The organism is Pontibacter sp. HJ8 (assembly GCF_054824225.1).
The window spans coordinates 1-12762 of record NZ_JSYF01000337.1 but is presented as its reverse complement, the minus strand read 5'-3'; the positions used below and the strand labels follow the sequence as shown (position 1 = coordinate 12762).

12 protein-coding genes are annotated in these 12762 nt (G+C 52.8%); 5 read left to right on the top strand and 7 right to left on the bottom strand.

The annotated features are described in order from the left end of the window. Positions 1–148 precede the first annotated feature (148 nt). Together OB13_RS14600 and ribD are read right to left on the bottom strand one after the other, a co-directional pair. Positions 149–631, bottom strand: coding sequence for a GAF domain-containing protein (locus OB13_RS14600; RefSeq protein WP_461490906.1), 483 nt, complete (start codon positions 629–631; stop codon positions 149–151). Positions 632–717: 86 nt separating this feature from the next. Then, on the bottom strand, positions 718–1770 hold the full coding sequence (ribD, locus tag OB13_RS14595; protein ID WP_461490905.1) for a bifunctional diaminohydroxyphosphoribosylaminopyrimidine deaminase/5-amino-6-(5-phosphoribosylamino)uracil reductase RibD: 1053 nt from the start codon (positions 1768–1770) through the stop codon (positions 718–720). A 144-nt stretch (positions 1771–1914) separates the two neighbouring features. Between ribD and prmC the strand changes: the two genes are divergently transcribed. From prmC to rfbA, 4 genes are all read left to right on the top strand, one after another. Continuing rightward, positions 1915–2769: a peptide chain release factor N(5)-glutamine methyltransferase gene (prmC, locus tag OB13_RS14590; RefSeq protein ID WP_461490904.1), complete on the top strand. Its 855-nt coding sequence runs from the start codon at positions 1915–1917 to the stop codon at positions 2767–2769. 211 nt (positions 2770–2980) lie between these two features. Next, complete coding sequence (gene galE / locus OB13_RS14585; protein WP_461490903.1) at positions 2981–4012, top strand: UDP-glucose 4-epimerase GalE; 1032 nt, start codon at positions 2981–2983, stop codon at positions 4010–4012. 1 nt (position 4013) lies between these two features. Beyond that, positions 4014–5063, top strand: coding sequence for a dTDP-glucose 4,6-dehydratase (gene rfbB / locus OB13_RS14580; protein ID WP_461490902.1), 1050 nt, complete (start codon positions 4014–4016; stop codon positions 5061–5063). Positions 5064–5165: 102 nt separating this feature from the next. Continuing rightward, the gene (gene rfbA / locus OB13_RS14575) at positions 5166–6026 is read left to right on the top strand and encodes a glucose-1-phosphate thymidylyltransferase RfbA (RefSeq protein WP_461490901.1); all 861 of its coding nucleotides are present in this window, start codon (positions 5166–5168) and stop codon (positions 6024–6026) included. A gap of 79 nt (positions 6027–6105) precedes the next feature. Here rfbA and chrA read toward each other — a convergent pair whose 3' ends face one another. Both chrA and OB13_RS14565 read right to left on the bottom strand, forming a co-directional pair. Continuing rightward, positions 6106–7275, bottom strand: a complete 1170-nt coding sequence (chrA, locus tag OB13_RS14570; protein WP_461490900.1) for a chromate efflux transporter — start codon at positions 7273–7275, stop codon at positions 6106–6108. Positions 7276–7339: 64 nt separating this feature from the next. Continuing rightward, positions 7340–8323 (bottom strand): isopenicillin N synthase family dioxygenase, encoded by a 984-nt coding sequence (locus OB13_RS14565; RefSeq protein WP_461490899.1) that lies wholly within the window; start codon positions 8321–8323, stop codon positions 7340–7342. A 99-nt stretch (positions 8324–8422) separates the two neighbouring features. Here OB13_RS14565 and OB13_RS14560 point away from each other — a divergent pair, with 99 nt between their 5' ends. Next, positions 8423–9259 (top strand): hypothetical protein, encoded by an 837-nt coding sequence (locus OB13_RS14560; RefSeq protein ID WP_461490898.1) that lies wholly within the window; start codon positions 8423–8425, stop codon positions 9257–9259. A gap of 300 nt (positions 9260–9559) precedes the next feature. Here the strand turns inward: OB13_RS14560 and floA are convergent, their stop codons facing one another. The 3 genes from floA to proS all read right to left on the bottom strand — a co-directional run bounded on the left by floA (position 9560) and on the right by proS (position 12661). Continuing rightward, positions 9560–10546, bottom strand: coding sequence for a flotillin-like protein FloA (floA, locus tag OB13_RS14555; protein WP_461490897.1), 987 nt, complete (start codon positions 10544–10546; stop codon positions 9560–9562). A gap of 9 nt (positions 10547–10555) precedes the next feature. Next, entirely contained in the window at positions 10556–11029 is a 474-nt protein-coding gene (locus tag OB13_RS14550) for an NfeD family protein (RefSeq protein ID WP_461490896.1), read from the bottom strand. A gap of 153 nt (positions 11030–11182) precedes the next feature. Further along, positions 11183–12661 carry a proline--tRNA ligase gene (gene proS, locus OB13_RS14545; protein WP_461490895.1) on the bottom strand — a complete coding sequence of 493 codons (1479 nt, stop codon included), beginning with the start codon at positions 12659–12661 and terminating at the stop codon, positions 11183–11185. Positions 12662–12762 lie beyond the last annotated feature (101 nt).

The window sequence follows — 12762 nt, the reverse complement described above, 5'->3', positions numbered from 1 at the left end:
GTACCTGAGCCCCTGGAAGATTTTCAACCTGGCGCTTGGGGTGCGGGTAAGGTTGTAGGCTAAACTGTCATTTCGACCGCAGGGAGAAATCTGGGTCATTATACTTGTACCAGATTTCTCCCTGCGGTCGAAATGACAGGATAAAATACTAATACCAGCTTTCCACCAGCTTCATCAGTTGCTCCAGGTATTTCTGGTCTACTTCGTCAAAATCGTTGAGTTGGTCACTGTCTACGTCCAGCACCAGTTTCACCTCGCCGTCTTTTATCACCGGTATCACAATCTCCGATTTGGAGTCGCTGCTGCAGGCAATGTGGCCCGGGAAGGCTTCCACGTCTGGGACCAGGATGGTTTCCTGGCGGGTATAGCAGGCGCCGCAAACACCTTTGTGATACGGGATACGGGTGCAGGCCACCGGCCCCTGGAAAGGCCCCAGTACCAGTTGCCCTTCCTTGTTGAAGTATACGCCTACCCAGAAAAAGCCCATCCCCTGGCGTAGCGCCGCCATGATGTTCGACAGGTTGGCAATCAGGTCCGTCTCGCCGGTTACCAGCGCTTCGATCTGTGGTAGCAGTGCTTTATATTTTTCCTCTTTGCTGAGGTTTTGGTCTATAAGAAGTGATTCAGCCATTGTGTGTTGTTCTGAAATAGTGAATAGGTATAGCGTAATGAGCCCGGTCAACAAAAGTAGGTTTCTGTCATCCGACTCAACAGAATTTAATCAGTTAACAAGTCGTTTCGGTAATGAAAAAGCCGGTCAGGGCCCAGGGATTGCACTTCCAGCAGTTGTCCGTTTGGCATCACAGGAGCCGGCGTGCCAGCTTCCAGCATCCGGGTGCTGCTTTTGAAGTATAGTGCCTCATCCCAGAGGTTTTCCTTCAACAGGCTTTTGAGCAGATAGGTGCCGCCTTCCACCAGCAGGGATAATACTTTGCGCTGGTGCAGGTCCTGCAGAAGTTGGGGCAACAGCGGCTCGTGCTCCTGCAGCTGCACATACTGCAGGTTTTCGTGTGCCTGCTCCTGCTTTTTATAGGTATAGACTACGGTGGGCTGGCTCTTGTCGAAGAGGTGCAGATGGCCTGGAAGCTGCAGTTTCCGGTCAATCACGACCCGCAGGGGATGGTTGCCGGTCCAGAAACGGGTGTCGAGGCGGGGATTGTCATGTGTTGCGGTATGGCTGCCCACCAGGATAGCCTGCTCCTCAGAGCGCCACTTGTGCACCAGCCGCCGCGAAAGTGCACCGCTGATCTGTACCTGCTCGAAATTAGGTCCTCCGATAAAACCGTCTGCCGACTCGGCCCACTTGAGCCGGATAAAAGGCCGCTTCCGGGTATGGAAGGTGAAGAAACGCTTGTTCAGCTCCAGGCCTTCCTGCTCCAGCACCCCTACTTTTACCTGGGCGCCGGCGTCAAACAGCTTTTGGATGCCCCGGCCGGCTACCAGCGGATTAGGATCCGTGTTGCAGATCACCACATCGCGCACGCCGCTGCTGATGAGCAAATCCGCGCAGGGAGGTGTTTTGCCGAAGTGCGAGCAAGGCTCCAGTGTCACGTATACCCGGCTTTTGGGCAGCAGGCTTTTATCTTCCACACTGGCAATGGCATTGACCTCAGCATGCGGACCACCATAGGCCTGGTGCCAGCCTTCGCCAATGATACGCCCGGCATGCACCACCACACACCCTACCATCGGGTTGGGGCGGGTATAGCCATTTCCTAGTCGCGCCAGCTCCAGCGCGCGCCGCATGTAGATTTCGTCAGCTGATATCATAATAGCCGGAATTAAGACAGAAAGTACAAGGTATAGAATATAATAAAAACTTAGGAGCCCTCGTCTTGCGTCTTAAGTCTTGATACTTATGTCTGTTTCTTTACTTTTGCAAAGGTACCCAAAATCACAAAACAAAGTATAGCCGTGGCCACCATACAGCAAACCAGTCAGTATATCCGGGAAAGCATACAGGCCGTATACCCGGAGCCGGAAGCAGGCGCTATTGCGCAGCTGGTGCTGGAGCATGTGCTGCAAAAATCGCGGGTGCAGCTTAGCCTGGGGCAACAGGAGGAAGTAAGTGCCGAGCAGGAGCAGCAGGTAAGGCAGGCGGTGGAACGGCTGAAGCTGCAGGAGCCGGTGCAGTATGTGCTAGGCGTGGCGCATTTTTATGGCCTGGAACTAATGGTAGACGAGCGGGTGCTCATCCCCCGGCCCGAGACAGAGGAGCTGGTGGACCTGGTGGTGCGCGAGCACAAAGGACGGCAAAACCTCCAGGTGCTGGATATCTGCACGGGGAGCGGTTGCATACCCCTGGCGCTGGCTGCCAACCTCCAGGCAAACAAGGTATACGGCCTGGAAATTTCAGAAGGCGCGCTGCAGGTAGCCCGTGCCAATGGCGCCCGGTATAAGCTGCCGGTGGAGTGGCTGCAGCAGGATGTGTTTGATCCTATACCAGGTATAGCACCCCGTTCGTTAGATATTATCACGAGCAATCCGCCCTATGTGCTGGAGCAGGAGAAAGCGCTCATGCGCCCCAATGTTCTGCAGTACGAGCCGCACCTGGCCCTTTTCGTGCCGGATACTGACCCACTGAAATACTACAGGCGGATTGCAGAGCTGGGCCACACGTTGCTGAAAGAAGGAGGAAGGCTGTACTTTGAAATCAATGAAGAGTACGGCGAAGCGGTACGACAGCTTTTGCTGCAAACAGGCTTTGAGCAGGCAGAGGTCGTGCAGGATTTGTTTAATAAAAACCGGATTGTGAAAGCCATACAGTAGGCGCCGTCTGTACAGTCTTCTTTTTGACAAGAGTTATTATACCTGTTTATATTTTTAAAATTATAAATTTGTAGTAAATGCCTGGCAGGATACTGATTTCTGAACGTAGGTAAAACGCTTATACCGGTTGCACCGGGGAGGGCGTCCAAATAAGAACGACATTTGCAGCGTCACAGGATAGAGGCTGTCAACAAGCTTGAAATCAAATCAAATGAAAAAGATATTAGTAACAGGCGGAGCCGGCTACATTGGCTCCCATACGGTAGTCGAACTGACAGAGGCAGGGTATACGCCCATCATTCTGGATAACTTTTCCAACTCCGAAGAGCGAGCCCTGGAAGGTATAGCAGCGATATTGGGCAAAGAAGTGCCCTGCTACCGTACCGATTGCACCGATGCAGTCGCCTTGCGTGAGGTGTTTGAACAGGAGCCAGGTATAGCCGGCGTGATTCATTTTGCAGCTTACAAAGCAGTAGGTGAGTCCGTGGCAGAACCCCTGAAGTATTACAGCAACAACCTGGGTTCTATGCTGACGCTGCTGCAGGTTATGGAAGAGTATAAAGTGAATAAGCTTGTTTTCTCTTCGTCCTGCACCGTGTATGGCATACCTGAGAAATTGCCTGTAACAGAGCAAACGCCGGTACAGAAAGCCAATTCACCGTATGGCAACACGAAAAAAATCTGTGAAGAAATACTGACCGATCTGGCTGACAGCGGCAGCAACATGCGTACCATCGCGCTTCGCTACTTTAACCCGATCGGGGCGCATCCTTCGGCCAGGATTGGCGAGTTGCCGCTGGGCGTGCCCAACAACCTGGTGCCCTTCATCACGCAGACAGCAGCGGGCATACGCCAGGAGCTGACCATTTTCGGAGACGACTACGACACGGCTGACGGCACCTGCGTACGGGATTACGTGCATGTAGTGGACTTGGCGAAGGCGCACGTAGTAGCCATCGAAAGGCTCCTGTCGGGTAAGGCCGCCAACATCGAGTTCTTCAACGTAGGTACAGGCACCGGAAATACGGTACTGGAAGCGGTGAAAGCCTTCGAGCGTGCCACCGGCAAAAAGCTGAACTACAAGATCGGTCCTCGCCGCCCGGGTGATGTACCGAAAATTTTTGCTGACGTAACCAAAGCCACCGTAGAACTTGGTTTTAAAACGACCAGTACCCTGGAAGAAGCCATGCAAAGTGCCTGGGACTGGCAGTTGCATTTAGAAGAAACGTCAACTAAAGCATAGCATGAAGTTATTAATCACCGGCGGAGCCGGTTTCATTGGGTCGCACGTGGTGCGGTTGTTTGTGGAAAAGTACCCCCACTACCAGGTCTTCAACCTCGACAAGCTCACCTACGCGGGCAACCTGCAGAACCTGAGGGACATTGAGGCGCGGGCCAACTACAGCTTCCTCCGGGGCGACATCACGGATGCAGCTTTTGTGGAAGCCATCTTCTCCGAGCACCGCTTCGACGCGGTGGTTCACCTGGCAGCTGAGTCGCACGTGGACCGCTCGATAGCAGAGCCCCTGGCCTTTGTAGAGACCAACGTCCTGGGCACCGTCAACTTATTGAACACGGCCAAAAAGCACTGGCAGGGGCTGCTGGAAGGCAAACTCTTCTACCACGTCTCGACCGATGAGGTGTACGGCTCGCTGGGCGAAGAGGGCCTCTTCACCGAAGAAACGCGCTACGACCCTCGCTCCCCTTACTCGGCTTCCAAGGCCGCCTCGGACCACTTTGTCCGGGCCTGGCACCATACCTACGGGCTGCCTGTGAAGCTCTCGAACTGCTCCAACAACTACGGTCCCAACCACTTCCCTGAAAAGCTCATCCCGCTCGCGATCCACAACATCCGGGAAGGCCGGCCGGTGCCGGTCTATGGCAAGGGCGAGAACGTCAGAGACTGGCTCTACGTGCTGGATCATGCCCGGGCCATCGATGTGATCTTCCACCAGGGTAAAGTAGGGGAGACCTACAACGTGGGTGGCGTGAACGAGTGGCGCAACCTGGATTTGATCGAGCTGCTCTGCGAGGTGATGGACGAGAAACTGGGCAGGGACAAAGGCGAGTCCCGCAAGCTCATCACCTTTGTCAAAGACCGGGCCGGACACGACCTGCGCTACGCCATTGATTCAGGTAAGCTAATGAAGGAGCTGGGTTGGAAGCCGTCGGTGACTTTCGAAGAGGGGCTTCGCAAGACCGTGGACTGGTACCTGGCAAACGAGCAATGGCTTAAGGAGGTCACCTCCGGTCACTACCGTGACTACTACACACAGCAGTACGAGCACCGGTAGGTGCGATCAATTGTTAAATTGTTGGATTGTTTAATAGTTGATTTCCTCACTTATCAACAGGCAATCAATCATTACACCATGTAACATTAAGCCATTTAGCTGATGAAAGGAATCATATTGGCCGGGGGCTCCGGCACCCGTTTGCACCCCCTGACGCTGGCCGTGAGCAAGCAACTCATGCCCGTCTACGACAAGCCCATGATCTATTACCCCTTGTCTACGCTGCTGCTAGCGGGTATACGGGAAGTGCTCATCATCTCCACGCCGCATGATTTGCCGCTTTTTGAGCGCCTGCTGGGCGGCGGCACGCAAATCGGCTGCCGCTTCAGTTATGCCGTACAGGAGGTGCCCAACGGGCTGGCGCAGGCCTTTGTGATCGGAGCCGAGTTCATCGGAGAGGACAAGGTGGCCTTGGTATTGGGCGATAACATTTTTTATGGGTCAGGCATGAGTCAGCTCCTGCAGGCCAATAACGATCCGGACGGCGGGGTGGTGTATGCTTACCACGTGCAGGACCCGGAGCGCTACGGGGTGGTGGAGTTCGATGCAAACGGCCGAGCGGTTTCCATTGAAGAAAAACCCCGGGAGCCCAAATCCAACTACGCCGTGCCCGGCCTTTACTTCTACGATAACGAGGTGGTGGAAATTGCCCGGAACCTGGAGCCGAGTCCAAGAGGCGAATATGAGATCACGGACGTGAACCGGGAGTACCTGCGAAGGGGAAAACTCCAGGTAGGCGTACTTAACAGAGGCACAGCCTGGCTCGACACGGGCACGATCCAGTCGCTGATGCAGGCGGCTACGTTTGTGCAGGTGATCGAGGAGCGGCAGGGCCTCAAGATCGGCTGCATCGAGGAGGTGGCCTGGCGCATGGGCTACATCACAGACGAACAGCTCCGGCAAGTGGCAGAACCTCTCAGAAAGAGCGGCTATGGCGAGTACTTGATGGGGCTGGTCAAGTAAAAAAACAGGTATAAAGTAAGCAGAGCTGCCTGTATGTATGGGCAGCTCTGCTTTTTGCTATACCTCTTACTCGAAAACCTTAAAAAATAAACCCAAGCAGGAAGCCTGTCAGGATCAGGATAGGAGGGGGGATACGGGTGAAGAGCAGCAGGCAAAAAGTAGCTACCACGATACCAAAGTTCTGCGGCGTATTGTCGATGGGGTGGTATAGCATAACGGCAGCAGCTACCACCATACCGGAACTCACAGCGCTTATACCTTCCAGGGAAGCACGAACGACCCGGTACTTCTTTAGTCCATCCCAAAAGCGGATCACGAAGAATATCAGGAAGGTGCCAGGTAGAAAGATGCCGACCGATGCTACAAAAGATCCCAGCAACTGCCCCCAAACCCCATGCTCCCGCATGGCCAGGCTCCCGATGAAGGCACAAAATGAAAAGACCGGCCCGGGCAGCGCCTGTACGATGGCAAATCCGGAAAGGAATTCTTCTGCCGTCATGTATTTCTTAAAGCTGACAAACTCTGTGAACATAAGCGGAATCAGCACCTGCCCGCCACCAAACACCATGCTCCCGTTCCGGTAGAAGTTCTCAAAAAGCCGGACGGGTAGCGAAGAGGTGGTGGCACCTACCACCGCCGCCGTCACCAGTACCCCGACATAGAGTATAAAATTAGACCACTGGATATTGAGCTGCTTGTCTTTCTCCTGCGGATGCTGCTTAAAGCGCAGCGCTGTAATGGCGCCGCCGGCGATCAAAAGCAGGGGGTATACCCAGGGAGACTGGAAAAAGTAGGCCAGCACGCCGGAAACCACCATGATGCTCACGGCCAGTTTGGTATGCACCACTTTGGAGCTGATAGCGTAAGCCGCGTAGGCTACAAAGCCAACCGCCATGGGCTGAATGAACCTCAGAAACTGAAGCGATATATTATTTTCCTGCAGGTACGATATGCCCAGGGCCGCCGCCGCCATGAAACTGGAAGCGGGTAGCAGCCATACCAGGAGCGTGAGATAAGCCAGGTTGGGACCTCCTATCTGGAAGCCGATGGCCGTAATAGTTTGGGTAGAAGTAGGACCAGGCAGAATCTGGCACAAGGCATTGAGTTCGATCAGCTCCTGTTCGGTTAGGTAGCGGCGCTTTTCCACCAGCAGCTTGAACATCATAGAGATATGCGCCTGCGGCCCTCCGAAGGCAGTAAGGGCAAGCAATAGTACGTCTTTGAGGAAGATGTAGTAGCGCCGACTCATGGCATAGATCAAAAAAAGAGAGACAGCGTAACCACCATCTCTCTTTTTGTTTAGCTGAAATAATTTATGCTTTTTTTAATCCAAGCTCCACCAGGCGCTCATTCAGGTACTCGCCTGCAGTGGCATCCGGGTATGCTTTCGGGTTTTGCTCATCTATGCAACTCTCCAGGCAGGTCAGGTCCATTTCAGAACGCGGATGCATGAAGAAAGGGATAGAGAAGCGGGAGGTATGCATGAGTTCACGTGGTGGGTTCACCACCCGGTGAATGGTGGACTTGAGCTTGTTGTTAGTTAACCTAGCCAGCATATCCCCCACGTTTACCACTACTTGTTCCGGCAGTGCTGTGATCGGGATCCACTGTCCGTCGCGGCGAAGCACCTGCAGGCCATCGGCACTAGCACCCATCAGCAGCGTAATCAGGTTGATGTCGCCGTGCTCAGCAGCACGCACTGCGTCTGCCGGGACTTTATCTGGATCTTCGATCGGGAAGTAGTGGATCGGGCGCAGAATGCTGTTGCCATACTTCACCTTTTCATCAAAATAGGTTTCGGGCAGTTGCAGGTGCAGCGCAATGGCGCGCAGAACCTGCTTGCCGGCTGCTTCCAGTTTTCTGTACGCCTCCAGTGTCACCTCTTCCAACTCCGGTACTTCGGCCGGCCAGATGTTAGCCGGGTATTCTGCCTTGATCGGATCACTGTCCGGTATACCGCTCAGCTCCTGGCCCACGTGGTAGAATTCTTTCAGGTCACCAGTGTTGAAACCTTTGGCCTTTTCCTTGCCCTTGCCCACATACCCGCGCTGCCCGGCTAATTCCGGATTTTCATACTTTTGCTTTACCTCGTCCGGCAAAGCAAAAAAATTCTTAATGGTAGCATACAATTTCCCTGTCAGCTCATCGCTCAGCCCATGATTTTTCAGGGCGATAAAGCCTATATTTTGGTAAGCCTCCCCCAATTGCTGCACAAAACGTGCTCTGCGTCCTTCGTCTCCTGATGTAAAATCAGCTAAGTCCAATGAAGGCACTTCATCAAACAAAATCTCGCTCATATAGTCTTTTCTGTATACTTTTTCAAAAATGTTACGTAGTTCGCAATATACAAAGAAAAACGCTATCTTAGCTACAATGCAAATTCAAAGCCTTCATACATGAAAAAAACATCGTTACTCCTCGCCACAGCGCTGATGCTGGGCTTCACAGCCTGCGATACGGCCCGCCAAACACAAGATGATGAGACACGCATACCTGCCTCAGCTACTTCTTCCGGCCCGACGCCATCTGGTGCTATTATGAGCAAAGGAGGCTTACGGGTGTTTGCCTTCGATGACTCTCAAAAATATCCTGAATCGCAGCTGCAGCTGATTTCTCCTCCTGCCAACGGAGTGGTGCAGCCAGGTCCGGTAGAGTTTGTGTATGAGCTGTCTAACTATCAACTGACGCGCATGACGCCACACTCCAATGCAGAGCACATGGCGAATTCGCAGCAAGGCCAACACATTCACAACATCGTGGACAATGAGCCTTATACCGCACATTACGAAACCACATTCACCAAAGAAATAGAAGAAGGCGATCACGTGATCCTTTCGTTCCTCTCCCGTTCGTATCATGAAAGCCTGAAACACAAGGGTGCTTATGACCTGCGTATGATCACGGTCGGCAAACCACAGCAGCGTATGGAGTTTGATATGAAAGCGCCGCACATGTTCTACAGCCGTCCTAAGGGAGAGTATGTAGGAGCCGATACACGCCACATCATGCTGGACTTCTACCTGGTCAATACGGACCTGTCTGCCAGTGGGCACAAAGTGCGTGCTACCATCAACGGCAACGAGTTTATGCTGGACAAGTGGATGCCGCACATGATCGAAGGTTTGCCCATGGGAGAAACGACCATCAAGCTGGAGCTGATAGACAATGCCGGAGCCGTAGTGCCGGGCCCTTTCAATTCGGTGACGCGTACCATCACGCTGAAGGAAAGCTAAAATCAGCCATCCTCAAAACAAGAAAGCCTGTGATATGTACTATGTCACAGGCTTTCTTGTTTTAGCTTCGCAGGTGAAGCTATACCTTGTTTTGGCAGGGCAGGCTGCTGTTTCCCCATTGCCATGAACGGAGAGGATGCATGCGGATCTGGCTGACCTATAACAGTGGCTGTTGTGGCTGACGTATGCGAGGATGCAAAATTAACATTTAGGTATAGGTATAGGTATAGGGCGCAAATAACAAGGCCCGCACTTGCTGTCAGTGCGGGCCTTGTTCAACGATAAACTTCACGGGTCTGACTATTCCTTCTGCTTGTTGCCACCGCCCTGGTTCGGGCCGGCAATCGAGTTGCGCATGTCTGTGTCCGACTGGATATTCTGCATTTTGTAATAGTCCATGATGCCCAGGTTGCCGCTCCGGAAGGCAGCCGCGATCGCCTGCGGAATCTCTACCTCCGCAGCAATGACAGAAGCACGGGCCTCCTGCGCTCTTGCTTTCATTTCCTGCTCCACGGCAACGGCCATGGCGCGGCGTTCTTCTGCTTTCGCTTCGGCTACCTTCAGGTCAGCATTGGCCTGGTCTATCTGCAGTTTAGCACCAATGTTTTCTCCTACGTCCACGTCGGCGATGTCAATGGAAAGGATCTCATAGGCTGTGCCCGCATCCAGGCCTTTTTGTAATACCAGTTGGGAGATCATGTCTGGTTTTTCAAGCACACTTTTGTGCGAAGCTGAGGAGCCGATAGAGCTTACAATGCCTTCGCCTACACGGGCGAGTATGGTTTCTTCACCGGCGCCCCCTACCAGTTGCATGATGTTGGCGCGCACCGTTACACGTGCCTTGGCGATGAGCTGGATGCCATCCTGCGCCACACCGGCAACGTTTGGCGTGTTGATCACTTTTGGATTGACAGATGTTGTTACCGCTTCAAAAACGTCGCGGCCAGCCAGGTCAATCGCTGTGGCTTGCTTGAAGGAAAGCGGAATGTTTGCCTTGTCAGCCGAAATGAGCGCTTTGATGACCGTCGGCACATTGCCACCTGCCAGGTAATGCGTTTCCAGCTCAGTGGTGGTCAGGTCTATACCTGCTTTGGTAGCATTGATCATGGAGTTCACAATCAGGCTTGGTGGCACTTTGCGGATGCGCATGAAGACCAGTTCCACCAGGCCTACCCGCACCCCGGAGAACAAAGCCGTGATCCAGAGGTTGATTGGGACAAAGTATAAGAATATGAGGAGCAGGATAATACCGCCTGCTATTAAAAATAAGACTGAAAAATTTTCCATCGGTTTGGGTTAGGTGATTGCTTCTACTATGATTTTGTTAGCGCTTATTTGGATGATGCGAATGGGGGTGCTGGGGGGCAGGAACTCTCCTTTGGTCTGTACTTCATGGCGCCGCTCCCTGAACAGGCCTGTCCCTTGCGGGCGGAGTGCTGAGATTGCTTTTCCTTCTTCTCCCACTTCCAGTAAATGCGGGTTCTCATCGTTCACGCGGCTTTTGATAGCGTCCTTGAGTGCAAAGCGTGACCATACATCCGTCCGGAAGCTGTAAAAGAAAGCCACAGCCCCTATGAGTACCGCCCCTGACAGTATCAGGTGACCTGTGTTAGTGCCCAGTGTCGTATAGCCGATCCAGACGCCGACTGCTACCAGTATAAAACCCAGTATGCCGATGATGGTGGTGCCAGGAACAAAGATCAGCTCCACGATGATCAGGATCAGCCCGATACTGATCAGCAATATTACCGTTATCCAGTCCAGTGGCATAGCGCGTCTGTGCTTATGTGAGTAAATATAGTGATTTTACGATTGACTTAGGCTGTTTTGTGCATTTACTTCTTTATACTTTTTTGAAAACAAAAGAGCCACTTCCGCAATCGGAAATGGCTCTTGATAAGGTCGTTTTGTAACTTAACCCGCTTAGTAGGCTCTTGCAAAGTATACCCGTTGTGCGGATGGCTTGCCGGTGAGCATGTCTACGCCTTCCTCTTCCGGCGTATCCAGGGCTATGCATCGGATGGTGGCCTTGGTCTCCTCCTTGATGCGCTCTTCGGTTTCAGGAGTGCCATCCCAGTGAGCGAGTACAAAGCCGCCTTTTGTCTCCAGCACCTGCTTGAACTCTTCGTAGCTGTCTACTTTGGTGGTGTGCTCCGCGCGGTACGTAAACGCTCTGTTATAGATGTTTTGCTGTATCTCTTCCAGCAGGGCCGGTATGTAAGCTGCCAGGCTGTCAAACTGCTGCGTGCTCTTCTCTTTTGTGTCGCGGCGGGCCACTTCGGCGGTACCGTTCTCCAGGTCGCGGGCACCAATGGCGACGCGCACCGGCACGCCTTTCAGTTCCCATTCTGCAAATTTGAAGCCCGGACGCTCGGTGTCGCGGTTGTCAAATTTCACGCTGATGCCTTTCGCCTCAAGTTCCTTTTTCAGCTGCAGCACTTTTTCGCTGATCTGGGCCAGTTGCTCTTCGCCTTTGTAGATCGGAACAATAACAACCTGGATGGGCGCCAGTTTTGGGGGCAGCACCAGGCCTTCGTCATCGGAGTGGGCCATCACCAAAGCACCCATCAGGCGTGTGCTCACTCCCCATGAAGTGCCCCAAACGTGCTCAAGACCACCTTCTTTGGTGGCAAACTTCACATCAAATGCCTTGGCGAAGTTCTGGCCCAGGAAGTGCGAAGTGCCTGCCTGCAGAGCCTTGCCATCCTGCATCAGTCCTTCGATGCAGTAAGTGTCCAGGGCGCCGGCAAAGCGCTCGTTTGGTGTTTTTACACCCTTGATAACCGGTAGTGCAATGTACTGCTCAGCGAACGTAGCGTATACATCGAGCATTTGCTTTGTCTCAGCAATGGCTTCTTCAGCAGTCGCGTGCGCCGTGTGGCCTTCCTGCCACAGAAACTCTGCTGTGCGCAGGAACAGGCGTGTACGCATTTCCCAGCGCACCACGTTGGCCCACTGGTTGATGAGCAACGGGAGATCACGGTAGCTTTGGATCCAGTTTTTGTAAGTGCTCCAGATGATCGCCTCCGAAGTAGGACGGACGATCAGCTCTTCCTCCAGCTTGGCCGCCGGGTCAACGCGCAGTTTCCCTGCTTTGTCGGGGTCAGACTGGAGGCGGTAGTGGGTCACGACCGCGCATTCTTTGGCAAAGCCTTCGGCGTTTTTTTCTTCTGCTTCAAATAAGCTCTTGGGTACGAACAAGGGGAAATAAGCATTTTCGTGCCCGGTGGCTTTAAACATATCATCCAGCACACGCTGCATTTTCTCCCAGATGGCAAAACCATAAGGCTTGATCACCATACAGCCACGAACCGCAGAATTTTCAGCTAAGCCAGCTTTTTTCACCAGTTCGTTATACCATAAGGAGTAGTCTTCGCTTCTTCTTGGTAACCCTTTGCTCATTTTAAAAAATAATTATAGTATATTGTTATTAGTAGATGTTTTTGGAATGACTTTTGCTCTGTAGATTCAAAAGATTTAATATCATTCTGGCTCAAAATTAC